Here is a 20,757-nt window from a genome sequence, read left to right on the forward strand (position 1 = left end):
AAAGCGACGATCAGCGGAGCCGGAACTTCCTATCATTTCGACCTGGCAGGCTGTCGGACATGCTCCGCTGGTAGCCGCCCAGGAAGTTCCCTCGCGATCCTGTTCAGGGCGTCGCGAGGCCGGTCCCGCGACGGGCCGCATCGACGCTCCACGCGCCGCCTCCCGCGAAAAAGAAGTACAGGAAAATGAAGCAGTAGAGGATCGACGAGTCGCCCTCGTTGACAACCGGAAAGAAGTTTTGCGGCGCATGCGCCATCAAATAGGCGACCGCCATGTTGCCGGACAGAATGAACGCGACGGGCCGGGTGAAGAGTCCGAGGGCAAGCAGCGCGCCTCCGATCAGCTCGATCAATGCCTGGATCACAATAAGCCCCGACAATTGCATCGGCTCGGGAGCGGGCGGAAAATTGAAGAGCTTTTGAGTTCCGTGCTCCAGAAACAGCAGCGCCGACATGATCCTCACGACGCTTAACCACACCGGAGCCCAGGCAGAAATCTTGTCGAAATTCATCGGTTGGCCTCCAACATGACCCGGTGATTCCGGCCAGCAGGCTGAATTGTCAGCGGGTCTGCTCTTCGCACCGATTTCGCGAAGTGGGTATGATGCACAGCGCGAGGCGTAAACCAATACTCCCAGTTCACAGTCGCGTGACTTCCGGTCGTACTATTGATGGAATGCCAAGCCGCGGGAACTGAGACCTTGCCGAGGCGCTGCCTCCGCAAGTGACGAGCGCCGACGAGGCGCGTGGGACTAGCAAGTCGCGCCACTCCACAAGCAGAGCCGCCAAAGCGAATGCCCGTCGTCAGGACCACGCTTCAAGTGGCCCGCCCTCCAATGCCGCTTCCGACCAATTCTTAGGATAGGACCCTTCGAATCATATGATGCCACGATCGGTCGCTACAGGTGAAGTTCGGCCCCTGCGATTGCGTTAGACTAATACATCTGCAATTAATCGGGCCGCGGCTAAGGGGGAGTTGTTGCAGTTCGTGTACAGGATATTTTGGTCATCTGCGTTTCGCTTCGTAGCCTTCTGGGCTATCGCCATAGCGGTTATCTGCGTCGCTTCGTTGTGGCTGCCTTGGTACAACCTGACACTGGTCTTCACAGCCTTTGAAGGCATCTCAAACGGCATCGCGGCCGGCAATGACGAGATGGCTATTGCGATTGCGCGGGATCACAACTTCATCTACTCGCTCGCACTGTTCATTTTCTTTACTGGCGCGGGTCTGCTTGTCGCATTCTTCGTGATGCATACCCTCGCAGTCACCGTATCGCTTTTGCGAGTGCGGCGGCTGCTGAGCAGCCGTGACAGCGCCGTTCGTTTTGCGCGTGACTATGAGGTCGAGATTCTACCTCGGTTGCTTCGTCATCGTTTGATCGGCGCCGCGTGGAAGGAGTTCGACGAAACGCTTCTAAAAGGCAAAGTTGAAGCTGGCGGTCCCATTCAAAATACGATCCGGCCACAAAGTTTCATCAACTACGGATTGGTCCGAGAAAAACTGCCCGGCTTGAAAGTGATCGGCAGCGTCTCCGGCTATTTCGTCGGCGTTGGCCTGTTGCTCACGTTTATCGGGATCGTGTTGGCTCTCCACGAGGCCGCTAAAGGGGCGAGCAGCAACGACATCAACGTGATGAAGAGTGCCATGTTCAATCTTCTAAGCGTTGCCTCATTCAAGTTTGCGACGTCGATCGCGGGACTTTTCACGTCGATCGTGTTTGCGCTTGTTTCAAGATTTCTGATCATCGGCATAGAGGGGGCGCTGGCCAAATTCTGCGAGGTCGTCGAGCATCAGCTACAATACACGGCTCCACAGTCGATCACCGCCGAAATGAACGAGGTCGGCAAGGAGCAACGAGATCAGTTGAAGGAGATCAACAGCGACCGCTACTTCAGCAAGCTCGCTGACGCCGTGGGTCCGCTGTTAGAAGACGCGATGTCGCGAGCGATGACGCCGGTGACCGCCAATATCGCCTCCGCTGTAGAGCAGCTGAAGTCGACCAGCCAAACCGGGCTCGCCGACATGACAAAAGACTTTGCGGCTGCGCTGCACGGCAATGCAGGTGCAGAGATGAAGGGATTGCAGGAGGCGCTTCGCGAAATCCAGGTCTCGCTCGTCGAGACGCACAAGGGGTTGCGGGGCGGCGGCGAGGACTTTTCACGTCGACTTTCGGAGGCAGCCGAGAACCTCAATCGCCTTGTTGGAGAGGCCGGTATCCGACTGGAAGGGAGCGCGGAACAAAGCCGAGCCGGCTTGGCCGATGTGGTCGCTGCATTCAAGCAAACGATGGACGCCGCCAACGCGCGTGTCGAGGTTGAACTCGGCAATGCGGCTGCCGGTGCTTCCGGCAAGGTGGAGGAGGCTATGGGCCGAGTGCTTGAGCGTCTGGAAAGCCAAGTCGGGTCGCTCATGAAGGGGCTGGGTGATTTCCAGGCCAGCACCGCTGACGGGGTCGAGCAAACGCGGGCGAAACTCCGCGAGACTCAGGACGGCATCGTCGCCTCGATGGCGTCCGCGTCGTCGGAAGCGGCTGAGGCTCTCAAGGCCGGCATGGCCGATGCCCTCGGCCGCATTGCTTCTGAGATCGATCGCTTCCAGGCCGCAATGGGTCGAGGTGAGATCGCGCTTTCCAATCAAGCGAATGCAATCGGCGATGCGACAGGTCAGACGCGAGCGGTGGCGGATGCATTTGCTGAAACGGCGAAACAGGTGCGCGTAGCGGCGTCACCACTGATCCAGTCGGCCGACCGCATCGCGCAGGCTACCGGTGAGATTAATGCGGCCGTGACGCGCACGGTGTCCAGCATGGAAGCCGCGAATTCAGCATCCGGTGTACTTTCGCAAACGCTCACTGGACAGATCGAAGGGTTGACCGAGCTCTGGCAGGGATATCGCGCGCAGTTCGACAAGGTCGACCAGGATCTGGCCAAGGCGATTGCCGCGCTGTCCGACGCCACAACCGCGCAATCGGAGCGACTGGCAGGGTTTACGCGCGAGACCGACAAGAACCTGGGCGATGCGGTTTCGCGATTGGGGAAATTCGTATCCGACATCAGCGAGAGCACAACGGACCTAAGCGACAGCGTCGAAAAGCTTGTGGCCAATGTGCGCCCGATGGCCGCCGAGTGACAGGTGAGAGCCTATGAGTGACTTGAGTTTTCATCAGGCGGAAGCTCATGCCGAGGAGGACGAGAACTATTTCATCTCGATGACCGATATGATGGTCGGGATCCTCTTTATCTTCATAATCCTGCTGATGGTGTTTGCACTCAATTTCAGGCAGCAGACGGAGACATCAGAAGATCATATCAGGAAGTTGGAGGCCGCCGCCGCCGCTGCTCGATCGGTGACTGCAAAGCTCGAAGAAATCCAGAAGGACGTGCGCTCTGAGATCGATTCGATCAGTGCCACCGACCGTGTGCGGGCCGCCTTGTTGGAAGAAATCCAGAGCAAGCTGAGGGCGCAAGGGCTGATCGTCACCATTGATCCAGTGAGCGGCGTCGTCAGGTTGGGTAATAACGCGATCAACTTTCCGCGCAGCAGCGCGGCATTGGACGCGACGGCATCGGAACGCGTTGTAATTTTGGCCAAAGTCCTTGCCGAGGTGCTGCCGAAGTATACCAGAATCGGTACAGAACTGCCGGCGCATCTTGAGACGGTGTTTGTAGAAGGACATACGGACAGTACAGGTGGCGACCCAAACAACTGGCCCCTGTCGACGGAAAGGGCCGTGAATACGTTTCGAGGTCTTACAGAGGCGGAGCCCCAGCTTAGAACGCTTATGAACCTTGCGGGTACGGAAGTGCTGTCGGTGGCTGGCTATTCCTCGACGCGGCCAATAAGGGAATTCAGCAACGAGGACGGGAGGCAGCGCAGAATCGACCTTCGTTTCGTCATGGACGCCAACAATCTTGACCGGCTACGTGACGTGCTTGAACTGACCGACACCATGCAGGACCAGCTTCAGTTCCTGCAAAAGTCCCTGGACGACGTCGGTGTCCACTAACTTCAAGCTCGCATGCCTGGCGGCAGAGGCGGTTGGGAATCTGCCGCTTGCCCGGCTGCCTGAAGTCCCAACGACAGCCAAAGTATTTCAAATGCTCCAGGCATTGCCGGAGACCATACGCACACCAAGCGCCGTTGACCTGAACACCATGGCGCGAGAAATCGCTATTCGGCTCGCGTCCGGTGAGGAACTGTCGCGAAAACAGCTGCGAGAGGCGCCTTGGTGCCTCTGGAAAACGCAGCCGGCGCTCGCCGAGGATGCCGGACTTCTGGAGCGACTGCTTCGCATCACCTCTGATGCCACGAGCGCACGGCCATTCCGGACCTTGGCCACCGCCTTCATGTCCGCCTACGGCGAGCAGCAGGCTGGGCGCGGTGCAGTAGCCGCGGTGCTCTCCCGACTGGCGCTGAAATGGAAGGGCGTTTGGGGATTTCTCCACAGTGCCTATTCCATTTTCGATCTCTCAGAGGGTCCACGGCTGCTGGCACTGGAGGTCCACGCCAGCAATCGCTCTCCGGCCGAAATCCTGAGCGACGCCGGCCTTGGCGCGATGAACGCGGGAGGCGATTTCACTAAAGCTGTGGTTAATGCCCTCTTGATCGAGCTGGCCGAAGGCGCCGAACGAAGCCATCTGGTCAGGCTCGAAAAGGTCAAGCGATTCGCGCTTAAGGCCGATGGGCTTCCACTTTTCGAGGGCCAGAGATACCAGATCGTCGACGCTCTATTGCGACCATTCGCGGACTGGTCTCCAGATGAGTCGACTCAGGACGAGTATATTCGCGTAATCGTGAAAGCCTTCGGTGATCCTCGGCTCGCACAGGGCAACTGGGTCGGATTACCGCACAAGGCAATAGTAACAGGCTGGCTGACCCGACAGTCGCTGCGGCAATTCTTGGATGTGGTCGATGACACCACAATCGATCGGGATGCCAAGCGGATGTGGAAATATCGCAGAGCTTTCTGGGAAGGCGTATACGAATTTTATCGTCGCAACGGGTTCTCAGTTGCGGCTTGGGTTGCATTTGGGCCGAAAGGCAATCGAGTAGCCCACAATGCCTTCAAGAATGCAGAATTCGCTTCGCTTCATACGGATGGAAAGAACGTCCATAGCGATCATGCCGTTCTTCTCTTTCGCGTGGGTGATTGCCTCGTCGCGGATTGGAACCATAACGGCAAATGCCACGTATGGACTTCGGCGGGGCAACGCGGCGCACCCAAGCTTTATGAACGCCAGTACGGTTCAAACGACGTCCAGATTTTCACCGGTCCGGGCCACCATGAGACTGCGAAGGAGCTTAGTTGGGGGCATGGGGGCTCCGAGAACCACTCCTGGCAGCAAAAGATCGCTGGAAGGTTAGGTTCGATCACTGGAATGCGCATTCCCGAAGCCGTTTACAGGCTAAGATAGATGTCCTTCGCATTCGTTTGCGAGTCCGGCCCTGCCGAAAGCAGGATAACGCTCGCAGAGACACGCCTTTTGGGTAAACGACTCGTCCCGGTCGATCATTGGGGCGAAGCACCACAGGAGCTGCAAGCCACGGTCCGGCGATTGGTTGCTCTGATCGATACAGAGTTGGCGGCGACGGATGGAATCACACTAACGATACCCAACGAAGATTTGCTGGCATTGCCGGGCGCTGTGCTGATGCGCGCGGGGCTACCCGAAGTCGCCGGCGTTGTGATCCGCCTCGAATTGTCTGGCAGAGCGGAGTCGCCCGATGGTCTTATTAGGGTCCTCTGGGAGGATCCTCTATCCCGGCGGCTCAACCCGAGGATTAAGGGCCTTATAATAGAGACCGCCAACGGCCGCGGGCGTCTGACTGGGTCAAGCTATAATCTCCTAAGGGCGATCGAGGCCTACAACAAGACCATTGGGCGGATCGACCGCATTCCGCATTGGCACCCCGTGCAGGAACTGCTGGGAAACTTGACAGATGGAAGGGTGCGGGCCGACCGGCTGCTAACGAGCCTGCGCATTCATCAGGCGGGCGCGTTCGGCCTCGATGTACGCGAGGCTGTCGGGGGCCCGACTTTCGACCCAATCCTGATGGGCGTGAGCAAGCGTCGAAGCCTGCTGGACGACACTCCTGAGTCAGAGGATATTGACGCGGACCTGCGCGATAGTGAGAAAGATGCACTCCTCAAGCAGCAGGACCATCTGGCGTTCGCAAAGGCGTTTCGCGCCGACAACCTGCCGACCAGGCCGGCTTATCCTCTTGGTCGCAACACGTATCTCGTCTTGGAGCCCGATCTTCGGGAAGCACTTGACGTCGTTAAGCGTATGAGGACCGCCCACGAAGCGGAGCGCCGTGATTTTCTGAAGAACCCACGGACCTACCTCTGCAGTGCACTCCAAGAACTTGGGGAGATGGCCGGCACTATTTTTGTCGAAACCCATCAGTATTCGGAGCGGGTCCGAGGCTTGGGGCTGTGGGAGAAGCCCAAGCTGACGTGGCTGACGCGAAAAAGCAGCGGATGGCTGCCGGAGGGATTCGTGATCCGCATTGGCCAGGCGTCTGTGGAGGTGGACGAGCAGGGAATTGACGATCTTGCGCTGGCGGCCGAACGAGCTTCGGAAGGCGACGCTTCGCTGGTTTCTTTTAGGGGCGTGGACTATCCCAGGCTCGAGGTGGAAGCGGCGCTCGACGGCTTGCGCGGGCAATTCGATGAAGATAGTGCGCCAGCCGAGCCGGCCGATCGTCCTCGGGAAAGGCCCGAAGACGACCATCAGGTGCTGCTGATTGACGATCACATCGAAGAGGCGAAGGACGCCCGCACTCAGCAGCGCCGGATGGAACTGCCGCTTGTTTTTCCATCCGACGTGGTCTCCACCAAGCCGAAAGAGCATCAACAGCGCGGCTTTCAATGGCTCGTCAAGGCGTGGGCTGAAGGTTTTCCCGGGGTCTTGCTCGCCGACGATATGGGTCTCGGAAAAACGCTGCAGGCGCTTGCATTCCTGACCTGGTTCAGGGCAAACCGCGCGGCAATCGCGGGGTCGGTGCGGGACATCGCCGGTCCGATCCTGATCGTCGCTCCAACTGCTCTTCTTCGCAACTGGAGGAAGGAAGCCGACACGCATCTGATCGGCGATGCTCTTGGCGATTGCCTTGAGGCATTTGGCTCACGCCTGAAATCCCTGAAGATACCAGTGGGGCGAGAATGGACGCCTGAGGATGCACTCGACGCCCACGCTTTGCGATCAGCGGATTGGATACTCACAACCTACGAGACCCTCGCGACGTACCATCGGGCATTCGCACGCATACCCTATTCGATCGTCATCTTCGACGAGATGCAGAAGATCAAGGCGCCCGATACGATCAACACCCATTCCGCCAAAACGCTGAACGCCAATTTCGTTATCGGGCTCACGGGTACGCCGATTGAGAACCGTATAGAAGACCTCTGGTGTATCATGGATCGTGTATCTCCTGGCTACTTAGGTGGCCTGAAGGCTTTCTCGAAGACATATGGTGGTGAAGATGCCGACGCTCTCAAAGACTTAAAGCAGAGGCTGGATCAATGGGTGGGAAAGCGACCTCCGGTAATGCTTCGTCGAATGAAGGCCGACCATCTGCCGGGCCTTCCCAACAGAGCCTTTGATCATCAGCCTTCCGAAATGCCCCGACCGCAAGCCGAGGCATATGAAGCGGTCGTCCGAGCGGCGCAACAACAACGCGGCAGTAAGAATGACATGTTGAAGACCATCCACGATATGCGGGGCATATCGCTGCATCCCAACGGCGGCGGCGACATTGATATCACTGATCCTGCTGCGCGACGGGAATGGATCGAAGCATCGGCGCGTGTGACAAAGACCATGGAAATCCTGCGGCGAATTCAAGCGAACAACGAGAAGGCGCTGGTCTTCATCGAAGATCGTGCCGTGCAGGCAACGTTTGCGGCCGTCGTGGCCGAAGAATTCAACTTGCCGTCAATACCTTCGATCATCAATGGAAGTCTCGACGGCGACAAGCGTCAGGCCGTTGTGGACCGATTCCAAGCTTCAAAGCCAGGCTTCGGCCTGCTCGTGTTATCACCCAAGGCTGCCGGAATCGGGTTGACGATTACCGCGGCCAATCATGTCATCCATCTAAGCAGGTGGTGGAATCCAGCGGTGGAAGACCAGTGCAACGATCGGGCTTTCCGCATTGGCCAAGACAAAGCCGTGACAGTACACCTGCCGATTGCACGGCATCCCGTGTTCGGTGACAGCTCTTTCGATGTCAAACTCAACGCGTTGCTGGAGCGGAAGCGCGCTCTGTCGCGCGATATGTTGGTGCCGCCCGTATGGGACGCCGATATCGATGACCTGTTCTCGGCCACTGTCGTTAACTGACCAGTCCCACAAAATCCTCGATAAACTCCGATCCGGGCGCGACAGCCGAAATGACCAATCGGTCTCGTGCTCGGGTCGCAGCCACGTAGAACAACTGCCGTTCCGTGGTGATGACCTCATCTAGCTCGAAATCGTCAGCCACGTCCGCCACACGCTCTTTGAGAGGAAGAACGGTTTCGTCGCATGCCATCAACACCACGAGACGAAACTCCAGTCCCTTTGCCAGCTGCATTATCCCGACCAATGCGCTTGCAGCATCTTCATCGCGGTGATCAATGAAGGTGCGCATAGGAAGTGCCGCAACACCTGCGGCTGATCTGGCCCTACCGAGTTGATCCTCAGAGCGAACAAAGAGCCCTATCTCACTGGGCTTGAAACCTTCCGAAAGTGCCGCCTTCAAATAGTTCCCGACAGCCTCGATTTCTGCAGCCTCGTCATTCTCGATCAATTTGATCGGCTCTGGCCCGTCGAACACCGAGATCGTCCCGGACCGCCTATCTTCGTTTCCGTCGACATCGCGGACTTTGGCGGGAAGCAACCGATCGGCGGCACGTCGAATCTGATGCGAGGTGCGGTAGTTCACCTTGAGCGTGGCGGAGCGCCCGCGCACGTCGACGCCGAGGCCCTTCCATGAAAAGGGTTGCTGGAAGATGCGCTGGCCGAGATCGCCGGCAAAGAAAAGCGCGTCGGACGTGGCCGGCGCTATTGCCACGAGAAATCGCAGCTCGGCAACACCGAGATCCTGTGCCTCGTCCACGACGATGTGGCTGAAAGGCTTGTTCTGTTGAGCGCCGAAATGCTCTGTTGCCGCCGCGAACACGCCGGCCGTCGTCATCAACCCGCTGGCAGCGAGCCGCCGCCGCATGGGGCCGAACACTCCCCAAAGCCGTTCGCGCTGTTTTGGCCCGAGCCGGTTCTTGCGCCCCATGCGGGTATGGACGCATAGGCGTCCGCATTCGGAATCTGCCAGGCATCGATGACATGCGTCCATTCCGAATTGAGGAACTGGGGGGTAACTTCGTAGACGTCGGCTTCGTCCGCCGCTTTCGCCAGCATGGACCGAATCACGTCCGCGCTCGCGAGACGAGGTTCCCGCCCGGTGGCCAGTGACAGCAAATCCCTGGCGACGGTGTCGAGCGAGCTAATGGTGGCCCGTTGCGGCAACGGCGAATCTTCGCCACAGAGCAATCTAAGCTTGGCCGAAAGGTTGCGAGCCAGCGTATCGGAAAAGGTGGTAAGCAGAACTTTGGCCTTCGGATTCTCACGAAGAATGCGAAAGACTCGGTGCAGCGCGACCACCGTCTTGCCGGTGCCGGCCGAGCCCGCCACCCGCGCCGGCCCGGAATAGTTGCGCTCGACGACGCCGCGCTGGCTTGGATGCAGAAACACGGCCCATTGCTCGAAAGGCGCATCCAGTGCCGTCTTGAGCTCTTCCAAACCGTCGAGCACTCGGAAGCGGCGCAGCGTGTCCGGATGTTCCAGCGGATCGGTGACGGGCGGCGAAGCGGGCGTCAGCACTCCTGAAGCAGCGTAGTTCAGCAGACCTTCCGCCGCCTCCTGCGGCAGATGCGACGATAAGGCATAGAAGTGGTCCTCGTCAGCCTCGCGGACATCGGACAGCCAATCGGACGGCACGCCGATCGAGAGAAGCTCGTCGTCGCTCAAACGATCGAACAGCAATTGAACCGGCGCCGTTGCGGGCGCTTCCAAAGGCAATGCCGCCTCCTTCTCGGAGGATGGAACGACAACGTCTGAAACAAGCTCGCGCACCTCCCGGATCTGGATCGCGCCCGTCGTGGGATGCTCATCGATCACGCGCCGCTCGGCCCATTTGTAAGCGTCGTCATGGTGGCCGGCATGCACGAGCATCAGGCTGTTGCCGGTCTTGTGGACGATAATCCTAATGTCGCGACTGACCCGCACCGACCAGAAATGCGGATCACGCGACTTGTCGATGCGGTGGAACTGGAGGCCCGGACGATCAGGCTCGGTCAGAAGCTCGTAAGCTGTCAGGCGGGCCTGCTTCTGCTCGTCATTGCTGAGACGGGCGAGGGCGGATTGGAAGCTGGCGCCGAGGATGGTGGTCATGGTTACCCTTGCGAAGTGGCCGATCTCATACTGATATCGCTCACGAGGCAAGCGAGACATTCATCAGCTCGCTCAATTCGACATCCAATATGGCTTGGTCTACGTCCGGGTAGGGTCACGGACTGTAGTAAAGGCTGGCAGAAAGAACGGCAAAGAAGTCGTACTCTGCCATTCCAAGCGGGTACTAGGCTCTCACCCCCAGTGCATGGCGCCCAAAATGGGCAGCGGTTTTGGAACAACGACCTGCATTAGATCAAGCCCGGGTCAGCGGATACTGTTCCTTCAGCGTCCTCAGCACCTGATCGCCGGGCATCGGCGCCCCGAACATGAAGCTCTGCACATATTCGCAGCCCATCTGGCGCAGCTCGAGCGCATCGCTTTCGTCCGAAATGCCCTCGGCCACGACCGAAAGGCCGAGTTCATGCGCCATGTTGACCATCGATTTGAGCAGCACCGCGCGCTTCGGTGTGGTGTCGTCGACAAAGCTTTTGTCGATTTTGATCGTGTCGAAGGGAAAGCGCGTCAGATAGGCCAGCGATGAGTAGCCGGTGCCGAAATCGTCCAGCGACAGGCCGATGCCAAGCTTCTTCAGCTTGTTCAGCACGTGGGCCGTCTGCTCGGGATTGTCCATCACCAGCGATTCGGTGAGCTCGAGGCGGAAACAGCGCGGCTTCAGATTGGCCCGCGCGATCACCGAGCGGACGTCGCTGACCAGATCGCGGCGGATGAGCTGTCGGCTGGACAGGTTGACCGAAACCGACAGCGGCGCGTCGCCGATCTGCTTTTGCCATCCCGCCAGATCTTCGGCGGCCTGCTGCATGGCGAACAAGCCAAGCTGCACGATCAGGCCGCAGCTCTCGGCGACCGGGATGAAATCGCCTGGCGGGATCATGCCGCGACGCGGATGATCCCAGCGCAAAAGCGCCTCGAAGCCGGCAACGCTGCCGTCTTCCAGCCGCACGATGGGCTGGTAGGCGAGTGTGAATTCGCGCCGTTCGATGGCGCGGCGCAGGTCGGACTCGAACTGCAGCCGGTCGGTGCCGACGGTGCGGAAGGCGGGTCGGAACGGTTCGATCCTGTCGCCGCCAAAACGCTTGGCCTGGTGCATGGCAAGCTCGGCGTCCTTGACCATGTCCTCGGCCGAACTCTGCGCCGAGGTCCAGGTGACCAGACCGATCGAGGCGGTCAGCACGATCTCGCGCTTGGCAAAGGTAATCGGATTGTTGATCGCATGCTTGATGGCATCGGCAACAGCTGCGATGCGGGCCGGGTCCTGCTCGGAAAGCAGCATCAGCGCGAACTGGTCGCCGGCAAAGCGCGACAGAGAATCCTTCGGCTTGAGCAGCCGGTGCAGCCGGCGCGCAACAGTGAGCAGGATGGTATCTCCGGCAGAGATGCCGAGCCCGTCATTGACCTGCTTGAAGCGGTCGATGTCGATGACGAAGACGGTGGGACGGACCTTCTCTTCCGTGCGCGCGATCGAGATGATCGCCTCCAGCCGGTTCATAAGCAATTCCCGGTTCGGCAGGCCGGTCAGATTGTCGTGCACGGCATCGTGCAACAGTCTCTCCTCGGACTTCTTCTGCTCCGTCACGTCGACCATGGTGCCGACGCAGCGGATGACCTCGCCGTCCGATCCGATCACCGGCCGGGCGCGCAGCGAAAACCAGTGATAGTGCCCGTCGGCGCCGCGCAGGCGGAAATTCTGCGACACCCGGCCGCGCCGGTGTTCGAGCACCACGTCGAGCGTCGTACGGAAGGTGTCGCGGTCGTCGGCATGGAGTACCGGCAGCCAGTTGCGGGCAGCGCCGCCCAGGCTGTCGGGCGCAAGGCCAAGCTGGATGCTGACATCCGGCCTGGTGACGACGCGGTCGCGCATCACGTCCCAGTCCCACACCGTGTCGCCCGATCCGGCCACGGCCAGCGCCTGCCGTTCGAGATCGGAGAACAGGCCCTGATGCAGCGCACCGCCGGCAAAGGCGTGCTGCATGACGGTGAAGCCGATGAGCAGGATGATGAGGATCAGCCCGCCGCCCAGTGCCGGCTGGGCGATGTCGTTGTCGAGCATGCCGGTGATCGCCATCCACGACCCGCATAGCCACAACAGGACCATGACCCAACTGGGCACCAGCATGATGGCACGGTCGTAGCCGCGTATGCCGAGGAAGATGATCAGGCCGAGGCCGGTCAGCGCGGTGGCGGCGAAGGACAGCCTGGCGATGCCGGCGGCGACCGCCGGGTCGACGATTGCGACGCCGGCGATCAGCAGCAGCCCCAGAATCCAGACCAGAGCGCCGTAGCTGAAATGGCCGTGCCATCGGTTAAGGTTGAGATAGGCGAACAGGAACACCACGAAGGTCGCCGCAAGCGCCACCTCCGTTCCGGCCCGCCACATCTGCTCGTTGCCGGGCGATATTTCCAGGACCTTGTTGAGAAAGCCGAAATCGATGCAGATATAGGCGAGCACCGCCCAGGCGAGTGCTGCAGTTGCCGGGAACATCGAGGTCCCCTTGACGACGAAAAGGATGGTCAGGAACAGCGCCAGGAGGCCTGCGATGCCGATGACGATGCCGCGAAACAGCGTGTAGGAATTGACCGAATCCTTGTAGGATTCCGGCTCCCAAAGATAGACCTGCGGCAGTTTGGGCGACGCCAGTTCGGCAATGAAGGTGATCACCGTTCCGGGGTTCAGCGTCACCCGGAACACATCAGCGTCGGGGCTGCTCTGGCGGTCGAGCGCGAAGCCCTCGCTGGGCGTGATCGCGGCAATGCGGGTCGAGCCGAGATCCGGCCAGAAGATACCGGAATTCACCAGCCGGAAATGCGGTGCGACGATCAGCCTGTCGAGCTGCTGGTCGGTGGTGTTGGCAAGCGCGAACACCGCCCAGTCGCCGGTCGAGCGCGCATCATTGGCCTCGACCTCGATGCGCCGCACGATGCCGTCCGGTCCCGGAGCCGTCGACACCTGAAAATTCTCGCCCTGGTTGCGGTATATTTCGACGGCGCCCGAAAGGTCGAGCGCCACATCGTCGCGGGCAATCTTGATCGGTTCGACGGCGAAGGCCGAGGACGCCGCGCAGAGCACGACGATTGCCGTCAGCACAAAGGCGAACAACGACCCGATTCGCAGGAAATTCGTCAAAATCAGTCCTTCGTTTCCGCGCCCGGCGGATCGTCCTCGATCCGGGCGTAGAGGTAGTGGTCCTGCCAGATGCCGTTGATCCTGAGATAGGATCGGAGAAGTCCTTCGCGCCGGAATCCGGCTTTTTCAAGCACGCGGATCGACCGGGCGTTGTCGGGAATACAGGCAGCTTCGATCCGGTGCAACCTCAGCGTATCGAAGGCGAAGCGCGTCACCACCTTGACCGCGTCGGTCATCAGGCCACGGCCGCTGTAGCGCTCGCCGATCCAGTAGCCGATATGGCCGCTTTGCGCGACGCCGTGGCGGATATTGCCGAGGGTGATTCCACCGACAAGCTTGGCGTTGCTTTTGTCGAAGATGAAGAAGGCTATGGCCGTTCCCTGCGCATAGTCTTCGCGATAGCGGCTGAGGCGATGCCGCCAGGCCGTGCGGTCGAGCTCGTCGGGGTTCCAGCGCGGCTCCCACGGCTCCAGGAAGGCGCGGCTTTCCCCGCGCAGCACCGACCATTCACGATAGTCGTTGGTCAGCGGCACGCGCAGCGTGACCCGGTCACCCTTCAGTGCCGGCAGGTCACGGCGAAAGAAAGGGAGCGCGAACATGACGCTTTGATGGACTTAGCCGGCGAGCTTTCGGGCCGTGGTCTGCGTGCCCGAAAGCGACTCGAGGACCGCCTCATAGGGAGCGAGCGTGCCCACCGGTCCGACGGCAGTCAGCGTCGGCTTGGTCGAAAACAGCCGTGACGACAGGTCCGTCAACCGCTCGACCGTCAACGCCGACAGCCGTTCCATCAGCTCTTCCTTGGCGATCGGCCGGCCGAACAGAAGCATTTGCCGGGCGATCTGCGAGGCGCGGCTGGCTGGGCTTTCGGCAGACATGATCAGGCCTGCACGGTACTGGGCGCGTGCCCGGTCGAGTTCCTCCTGCAGGATGGTCTCGCCGACCTTCTGCAACTCGCCGATGACCACCGGCACCAATTCGGCGATATCGCTCTGCCCGGTCGCGGCATGGACGCCGAATATGCCGGTATCGGAAAAACCCCAGTGGAAGGCATAGACCGAATAGCACAGCCCGCGCTTTTCGCGGACCTCCTGGAAAAGACGCGACGACATCCCGCCGCCAAGGATCATCGACAGGACCTGCGAGGCGTAGAAGTCGCGTACATGATAGGCGCGGCCCTCGAACCCCAGCACGATCTGCGCGTCCATCAGGTCGCGGTCCTCGCGGAAATCGCCGCCGACATATTGCGCATATTGCGGCATGGTGTTGTCGGACTTGCTGCGGAAACCGCCGAGATGCTTCTCGACCTCGCGCACGAAGTTGTCGTGCTTGATGTCGCCGGCGGCAACGACCACCATGCGCTCGGCGCCATATTGCCGTTCGATGAATTTGTGCAATTGCTTCGAGGTGAAGGATTTGACGGTTTCCGGCGTGCCGAGGATGGAGCGGCCGATCGTCTGGTGGCGGAAGGCCGTCTCGGTGAAGTGGTCGAAGACGACGTCGTCGGGTGTATCGTGTGCGGCGCCGATCTCCTGCAGGATCACATGCTGCTCGCGCTCCAGCTCCTGGGGGTCGAACTCGGATTCCTGCAGGATGTCGGACAGGATATCGACGGCCAGGGGCACGTCGTCGCTCAGCACCCTGGCATAATAGGAGGTGGTCTCGACACTGGTGGCGGCATTGATCTCGCCGCCGACATCCTCAATTTCGGAGGCGATCTCGAAGGCGCTGCGCCTTCTGGTTCCCTTGAACGCCATGTGTTCAAGCAGGTGGGCCATCCCGTGCTCTTCGCTACGCTCATTGCGGGCGCCTGATTTGATCCAGGCGCCAAGAGCGACGGATTCGAGGCTTGGAAGGGTTTCGGTGGCGACTGTCAGGCCGTTCGACAGACGGCTTACCTCAACACCCATATAGCTGATACTCCCTAATTTGCCGCCCGCGTGTGGCGGCTAACATAATCTTCCACCATTTTCAGGTCGGATGGAAGTACCGTGTATTTTTCCTCTGAAGTCATCAACCCGCCTAGCCATGCGGGCAGGGCAGGCGACACGCCGCTGGACGCTTCGACGGCGGCCGGGAACTTTGCCGGATGGGCGGTGCCCAGCACCACCATCGGCACGGCATTGGTGGCTCTTGCAACCGCAACGTGCATGGCCGCGGCCGTGTGCGGGTCGAGCAGATAGTTGCTGGCTGCGAGCGTCGAGCGGATCGTGGCGGCGACTTCGTCCATGGTCGAGCGGCCGGCGTCGAATTCGGAGCGGATCCTGGCGATCTCGCCCGCTTCGATGGTGAAGGCGCCGGACTGCTTGAGGCCGCTCATGTAGCGCCGCACGGTCGAGGCGTCGCGGCCGGCCGCCTCGAACAGCAAGCGCTCGAAATTCGAAGAGACCTGGATGTCCATCGACGGCGACGTGGTCGAAAAGACGCCTTTCGTGCGGTACTCGCCGCTCGACAGCGTGCGCGCCAGAATGTCGTTGTCGTTGGTTGCGATGATCAGCCGCTCGATCGGCAGCCCCATCTTCTTGGCGGCGTAGCCGGCGAAGATGTCGCCGAAATTGCCGGTCGGCACGGTGAACGAAATCGGCCGGTCGGGCGCGCCGAGCGACAGCGCCGATGAGAAGTAATAGACGATCTGGGCCATGATGCGGGCCCAGTTGATCGAATTGACGCCGGACAGCGATACTCGGTCGCGAAAACCGTGATCGTTGAACATGTCCTTCACCAGGCCCTGACAATCGTCGAAATTGCCGTCGACCGCCAGTGCATGGACATTTGCGGCGATGGACGTCGTCATCTGCCGCTGCTGCACCGGCGAGACCCGGCCGTGCGGGAAAAGAACGAAGATGTCGGTGCGGTTGCGCCCGGCGAAGGCATCGATGGCGGCCCCGCCGGTATCGCCGGAGGTGGCGCCGACAATGCTGGCGCGCTGGCCGCGTTCGGCAAGCACATGGTCCATCAGCCGGGCGAGAAGCTGCATGGCGACGTCCTTGAAGGCAAGCGTCGGGCCATGGAAGAGTTCCAGAACGAACATGTTCGAGCCGGTCTGCACCAGCGGGCAGACCGCCTCGTGACGGAACGTCGCATAGGCTTCGCGCACCAGGCGTTCGAACACCGGCATCGCGATCTCGCCGCCGAGAAACGGCGACAGCACGCGGATGGCGAGGTCGGGATAGGCAAGGCCGCGCATCGCGCGGATCTCAGCTGCCGAAAACTGCGGCCAGGTTTCAGGGACATAAAGTCCGCCATCGCGCGCCAAACCCGCCAGCACAGCGTCGAAAAATCCAAGCACGGGCGCTTCCCCGCGGGTACTCACATAGCGCATCGTCATGTTCCATTGCTGCCGGGCGGTAGTGTCCGCGGCAAAGTGGTTAATTTCCGTACTTGCTCAGTCGCATTTTTGCCGCGCGGTTGATATACGTCACCCGCTTTGCGAGAGGGAAGTGCAGTTCATGGCGTTTCATACATTTAACGGTCGTTTTGTCGCGGGTCTGGCGCTCGCCGGCTTTATGCTTACCGCCGCCGGCTGCCAATCAGGCGGCAGCAGCATGCTGGGCTTCGGAAAGAAGGACACGACACCGCCACCACCGCCGGACCCCAAGGTTCTCGCCAGCCAATTGCTGGCCTATTGTCCGAAAGTGACGCTGCGCGACGGCACCGCCTTCTTCAACACCTATGCCAAGGGCAGTCAAAAGCCCAAGAAAAAAGCCGCCACCCTGGATGCAGAAGCTGCCGCGCTTGACGCGAGCAGCGGCCAGCAGGATGATTCCGCCAAGATCGTCTATCAGGCCTCGATCACCGATGTGACCCGCGACTGCATCCGCGCCAACGGCTCGCTGACGATGAAGATCGCCGTCGCCGGCAAGGTCGTCCCGGGACCGATGTTCAGCCCTGGCACCATCACCATGCCGATCCGTATCGCTGTGATGCATGGCAAGGAGGTCCTTTACTCGCAGCTTCACCAACATCAGGTCCAGGTTACCAATCCCTCGAGTGCCACCCAGTTCGTCTTCACCGATTCGAACGTTGTCGTTCCCGAGCCCACCGCGCGAGACTATCAGGTGTTCGCCGGCTATGACGAAGGCCCGCCGAAGAAGACCGACAAGAAGGTTGCCGCGGCCGAATAGCCGCGGCTTTGGATCTGCGCGTCCATTTGGACGCCTGCTTCACGCATCCGCCGACCACTCCGACAGGGCGGAGATCACGCTTTTCAGTTCCGCCCAGCGGCGGATGACCGTTTCGGCGCCGGCCTCGGTCAGCGCGTCGGCATGCCCGGGATAGCTGTGCGCCGCTCCGGTGAAGCCGATCACACGCATGCCGGCTGTCCTGGCGCCGGTCACGCCATGCACGGAATCCTCGATGACGAAAGTGTTCGCCGGATCGGCCTGGAGCTTTGCCGCGGCAAAGAGAAACACGTCGGGCGCCGGCTTGGACTTCCCGCTTGGTGTTTCCAGCGAGGAAAAAATCCGGCCGCTGAAAAACGGCAGCAGATGCACCTTCTCCAGCATGAATTCGATCCGCTCGGTGCGCGAATTCGAGCAGATGCAGCGCGGCGCCGTCACCGCGGCGACCGCCTCGTGCACCCCGTCGACGGCGCGCACGTCGCTGCGCAGGCGGCGGTCGACCAGGTCTTCGGCGCGATCGATCAGCGAGGCCTGGAATGGGACGCGGGATTTTTCCTCGACCCGCATCATGATGTCCTTGAAGGTCAGCCCGGCATAGGTTTCGGAAATCTCCTCAGCCGAAATCTCGTAACCGGCCGACGTCAACAGCTCGGCTTCGATACGCGCGGCGATGATCTCGGAATCGACGAGCACGCCGTCGCAATCGAAGATGACAAGGTCTGGCTGGGGCATAGCGATCCGAAAAGCGGGAGGGAGGAGGCTGGGACGGTTCAGGCGGCGCGGCATACACCAACAGGCCGATCTTCGCAAATTACCCGGGGTCCGCACCCCAGGCCTTCACCGAATATTTACGCTGATCGGTAACCATAACAGGGAGTAAACAGTAACGCGTGCTTTGGGTGTAACAATGTCTGCCGTGCGTCTTCTCGACGAGCTTTCCCATGCTCCCCAGCAATCCGAATGGCTCGATACGATCCTGAAGGGCGATTGCGTCGCCGCGCTCGACCGGCTGCCCGAAAAATCCATCGACGTGATCTTTGCCGATCCGCCCTACAATCTGCAGCTCGACGGCGATCTGCACCGGCCCGACCAGTCCAAGGTCGATGCCGTCGACGACGACTGGGACCAGTTCGCAAGTTTTGAGGTCTACGACGCCTTCACCCGGGCCTGGCTGCTGGCGGCGCGCCGCGTGTTGAAGCCCAACGGCACCATCTGGGTCATTGGCTCCTACCACAACATTTTCAGGGTCGGCGCCAAGATGCAGGATCTGGGGTACTGGATCCTCAATGATGTCGTCTGGCGCAAGACCAATCCGATGCCGAATTTCCGCGGCCGCCGCTTCCAGAACGCCCATGAGACGATGATCTGGGCCTCGCGCGATCAGAAGGGGAAGGGTTACACCTTCAACTACGAAGCGCTGAAGGCGTCGAACGACGACATCCAGATGCGGTCCGACTGGCTGTTTCCGATCTGCACCGGCGCTGAGCGCCTCAAGAACGAAAATGGCGACAAGCTGCACCCGACGCAGAAGCCCGAAGCGCTGCTCGCCCGCATCATGATGGCCTCGACGAAGCCCGGCGATATCGTGCTCGATCCCTTCTTCGGCTCCGGCACCACCGGCGCCGTGGCCAAGCGCCTCGGCCGCCATTTCGTCGGCATCGAGCGCGAGCAGGCCTATATCGACGCCGCCAACGAGCGCATCGATGCAGTCCGGCCGCTGGACGGCGCTGCTCTTACTGTGCTTGCCGGCAAGCGCGCCGAGCCGCGCGTTGCTTTCGTCAGCCTCATCGACACCGGGCTGATGCTGCCGGGCGCCACGCTCTACGACGCCAAGAAGCGCTGGGCGGCCAGGGTGCGCGCCGACGGCACTGTGGCGGTCGGCGGCAGCGCCGGATCGATCCACAAGATCGGCGCGGAAGTGCAGGGGCTGGATGCCTGCAACGGCTGGACCTTCTGGCACTATGAGCGCAGCGGCGGCCTGACCCCGATCGACGAGCTTCGCCGCATCGCCCGCCTCGGCATGGAGCGGGCAGGGGCCTGACGATAACCGCTACAGAGGTCTCGTTGCACATCGTTCTCATGCGGCGCGCAGGCCGAGGTAACGAACCATCGGGTCGAAGTCTCGGTCATCATGCAACAGCGCGTGTCCGCCCAGGATGCAGAACGTGCCGATAATCATATCGACTGTCCTGCGGATGGTGATGCCCCGCGGAGCAACGCGACTTCGCGACCGAGTGGCGGAGCTAACCGAAGCGAATCGTGCCCGGAACGGGTCTTCGGCTTACGCGTTGCCACATGGAGGTGACGGCGCGCGTGCATCACGACGCGCGGTTGGGTTCCCATCCAATTGTTGCCGCGATCGGACATGCGAAGCGCGCCGCAGTCATCGAAGAAAACGCCCATACATTCGTCATGTCCGCGGCGATGGGAGTGCTGGCACGACGTCAATCCAGAGGAAAGTAGATGAGTGCGTTCTCTCTTTCATCGGACGGGAAACTCGCGATAACGGCGAGCGAGACGTCGTCCAAAAATGATTTCGACTATTTGGTGGGCAACTGGAACATCAGGAATCGTACGTTGAAGGAACCACTGGCCGGCAGCAACGAGTGGGAGGAATTCGACGCGACCCAGGAGTTCCGCCAAATCCTAGTGGGTTTGGGCAACTTCGACATTTTTCATACGGAGTTGGGAGGAAAACCGTTCGAGGGCCTCACCGTGCGATTGTTCGATCCAAAGACGCGTCTCTGGACGATCTATTGGGCCGACAGCAACGCGGGCAAACTCGACGACGGAAAGGTGGGCTCGTTCAATGGCGACGAAGGCGAATTCTTCGGCCGTGAGGTTGTGGCCGGCAAGGACGTTATCGTGAAATTCCACTGGGATAAGCGCAACCCGAAAACCCCGATTTACAGCCGTGCGTTCTCCGCTGATGCAGGCAGTACGTGGGAATGGAATTGGTACTCGAAGTTTTCACGACGGTGACAGACTGAGTGGCCCAAACTAAATGCCGCTCCTTCGCGTGCAGCCAAGAGGAATCCCGAGCCGGACTCTTAGGTCAGGTGGG

At 60.5% G+C, this 20,757-nt stretch carries 15 protein-coding genes and 1 pseudogene; 7 read left to right on the top strand and 9 right to left on the bottom strand.

The window, feature by feature from the left end:
- Positions 1-103: 103 nt before the first annotated feature.
- Positions 104-511, bottom strand: coding sequence for a DoxX family protein (locus M727_RS0108800; protein WP_027152372.1), 408 nt, complete (start codon positions 509-511; stop codon positions 104-106).
- Between the two features lie 476 nt (positions 512-987).
- On the opposite strand from M727_RS0108800, the gene zorA reads away from it, so the two are divergent.
- Genes zorA through M727_RS36090 form a run of 4 tightly spaced genes read left to right on the top strand, consistent with a single transcriptional unit; the run spans position 988 to position 8,345 of the window.
- A complete protein-coding gene (gene zorA, locus M727_RS0108805; RefSeq protein ID WP_245268512.1) occupies positions 988-3,129 on the top strand; it encodes an anti-phage ZorAB system protein ZorA in 2,142 nt (713 codons plus the stop codon).
- Positions 3,130-3,142: 13 nt separating this feature from the next.
- Positions 3,143-4,006: an OmpA family protein gene (locus M727_RS0108810; RefSeq protein WP_027152374.1), complete on the top strand. Its 864-nt coding sequence runs from the start codon at positions 3,143-3,145 to the stop codon at positions 4,004-4,006.
- Positions 3,996-5,414: an EH signature domain-containing protein gene (locus M727_RS0108815; RefSeq protein WP_156941502.1), complete on the top strand. Its 1,419-nt coding sequence runs from the start codon at positions 3,996-3,998 to the stop codon at positions 5,412-5,414. Before M727_RS0108810 ends, M727_RS0108815 begins: the two co-directional genes overlap by 11 nt.
- Positions 5,415-8,345 (top strand): DEAD/DEAH box helicase, encoded by a 2,931-nt coding sequence (locus tag M727_RS36090; protein WP_051505566.1) that lies wholly within the window; start codon positions 5,415-5,417, stop codon positions 8,343-8,345.
- Here M727_RS36090 and M727_RS42975 read toward each other — a convergent pair.
- From M727_RS42975 to thrC, 6 genes are all read right to left on the bottom strand, one after another.
- The gene (locus M727_RS42975) at positions 8,338-9,210 is read right to left on the bottom strand and encodes a 3'-5' exonuclease (RefSeq protein WP_245268508.1); all 873 of its coding nucleotides are present in this window, start codon (positions 9,208-9,210) and stop codon (positions 8,338-8,340) included. The two genes, M727_RS36090 and M727_RS42975, sit on opposite strands and share 8 nt — an antisense overlap.
- A complete protein-coding gene (locus tag M727_RS42980; protein WP_245268509.1) occupies positions 9,180-10,433 on the bottom strand; it encodes a UvrD-helicase domain-containing protein in 1,254 nt (417 codons plus the stop codon). Before M727_RS42980 ends, M727_RS42975 begins: the two co-directional genes overlap by 31 nt.
- Before the next feature lie 253 nt (positions 10,434-10,686).
- Positions 10,687-13,575: an EAL domain-containing protein gene (locus tag M727_RS0108830; protein WP_027152376.1), complete on the bottom strand. Its 2,889-nt coding sequence runs from the start codon at positions 13,573-13,575 to the stop codon at positions 10,687-10,689.
- A 2-nt stretch (positions 13,576-13,577) separates the two neighbouring features.
- Entirely contained in the window at positions 13,578-14,174 is a 597-nt protein-coding gene (locus tag M727_RS0108835; protein ID WP_027152377.1) for a GNAT family protein, read from the bottom strand.
- A 15-nt stretch (positions 14,175-14,189) separates the two neighbouring features.
- On the bottom strand, positions 14,190-15,482 hold the full coding sequence (locus tag M727_RS0108840) for a pitrilysin family protein (RefSeq protein WP_027152378.1): 1,293 nt from the start codon (positions 15,480-15,482) through the stop codon (positions 14,190-14,192).
- A gap of 14 nt (positions 15,483-15,496) precedes the next feature.
- Complete coding sequence (gene thrC, locus M727_RS0108845) at positions 15,497-16,894, bottom strand: threonine synthase (protein WP_027152379.1); 1,398 nt, start codon at positions 16,892-16,894, stop codon at positions 15,497-15,499.
- A gap of 127 nt (positions 16,895-17,021) precedes the next feature.
- Here thrC and M727_RS0108850 point away from each other — a divergent pair, with 127 nt between their 5' ends.
- Positions 17,022-17,696 carry a hypothetical protein gene (locus M727_RS0108850; RefSeq protein WP_027152380.1) on the top strand — a complete coding sequence of 225 codons (675 nt, stop codon included), beginning with the start codon at positions 17,022-17,024 and terminating at the stop codon, positions 17,694-17,696.
- Positions 17,697-17,735: 39 nt separating this feature from the next.
- Here the strand turns inward: M727_RS0108850 and M727_RS0108855 are convergent, their stop codons facing one another.
- On the bottom strand, positions 17,736-18,425 hold the full coding sequence (locus tag M727_RS0108855; RefSeq protein WP_027152381.1) for an HAD family phosphatase: 690 nt from the start codon (positions 18,423-18,425) through the stop codon (positions 17,736-17,738).
- A gap of 175 nt (positions 18,426-18,600) precedes the next feature.
- Here M727_RS0108855 and M727_RS0108860 point away from each other — a divergent pair, with 175 nt between their 5' ends.
- On the top strand, positions 18,601-19,734 hold the full coding sequence (locus tag M727_RS0108860; RefSeq protein ID WP_027152382.1) for a site-specific DNA-methyltransferase: 1,134 nt from the start codon (positions 18,601-18,603) through the stop codon (positions 19,732-19,734).
- Positions 19,735-19,770: 36 nt separating this feature from the next.
- On the opposite strand, the pseudogene M727_RS36100 reads toward M727_RS0108860, so the two are convergent.
- A pseudogene (locus M727_RS36100) lies at positions 19,771-19,902 on the bottom strand (PIN domain nuclease); the annotation flags it as partial.
- A 254-nt stretch (positions 19,903-20,156) separates the two neighbouring features.
- Between M727_RS36100 and M727_RS0108875 the strand changes: the two are divergent.
- On the top strand, positions 20,157-20,675 hold the full coding sequence (locus M727_RS0108875; protein WP_156941503.1) for a DUF1579 family protein: 519 nt from the start codon (positions 20,157-20,159) through the stop codon (positions 20,673-20,675).
- The last annotated feature ends 82 nt before the right edge of the window (positions 20,676-20,757 follow it).

Origin of the sequence: Mesorhizobium sp. WSM2561, assembly GCF_000513915.1 — a bacterium.
GTDB classification, from domain to species: Bacteria; Pseudomonadota; Alphaproteobacteria; order Rhizobiales; family Rhizobiaceae; genus Mesorhizobium; species Mesorhizobium muleiense.

Coding starts and splice junctions, on each gene's coding strand:
- M727_RS0108850 (WP_027152380.1), top strand. CDS start 17,022: ATGGCGTTTCATACATTTAACGGTCGTTTTGTCGCGGGTCTGGCGCTC.
- M727_RS42975 (WP_245268508.1), bottom strand. CDS start 9,210: ATGCGGCGGCGGCTCGCTGCCAGCGGGTTGATGACGACGGCCGGCGTG.
- thrC (WP_027152379.1), bottom strand. CDS start 16,894: ATGCGCTATGTGAGTACCCGCGGGGAAGCGCCCGTGCTTGGATTTTTC.
- M727_RS0108875 (WP_156941503.1), top strand. CDS start 20,157: ATGAGTGCGTTCTCTCTTTCATCGGACGGGAAACTCGCGATAACGGCG.
- M727_RS0108840 (WP_027152378.1), bottom strand. CDS start 15,482: ATGGGTGTTGAGGTAAGCCGTCTGTCGAACGGCCTGACAGTCGCCACC.
- M727_RS0108810 (WP_027152374.1), top strand. CDS start 3,143: ATGAGTGACTTGAGTTTTCATCAGGCGGAAGCTCATGCCGAGGAGGAC.
- M727_RS0108855 (WP_027152381.1), bottom strand. CDS start 18,425: ATGCCCCAGCCAGACCTTGTCATCTTCGATTGCGACGGCGTGCTCGTC.
- M727_RS42980 (WP_245268509.1), bottom strand. CDS start 10,433: ATGACCACCATCCTCGGCGCCAGCTTCCAATCCGCCCTCGCCCGTCTC.
- M727_RS0108800 (WP_027152372.1), bottom strand. CDS start 511: ATGAATTTCGACAAGATTTCTGCCTGGGCTCCGGTGTGGTTAAGCGTC.
- M727_RS0108835 (WP_027152377.1), bottom strand. CDS start 14,174: ATGTTCGCGCTCCCTTTCTTTCGCCGTGACCTGCCGGCACTGAAGGGT.
- M727_RS0108860 (WP_027152382.1), top strand. CDS start 18,601: ATGTCTGCCGTGCGTCTTCTCGACGAGCTTTCCCATGCTCCCCAGCAA.
- M727_RS36090 (WP_051505566.1), top strand. CDS start 5,415: ATGTCCTTCGCATTCGTTTGCGAGTCCGGCCCTGCCGAAAGCAGGATA.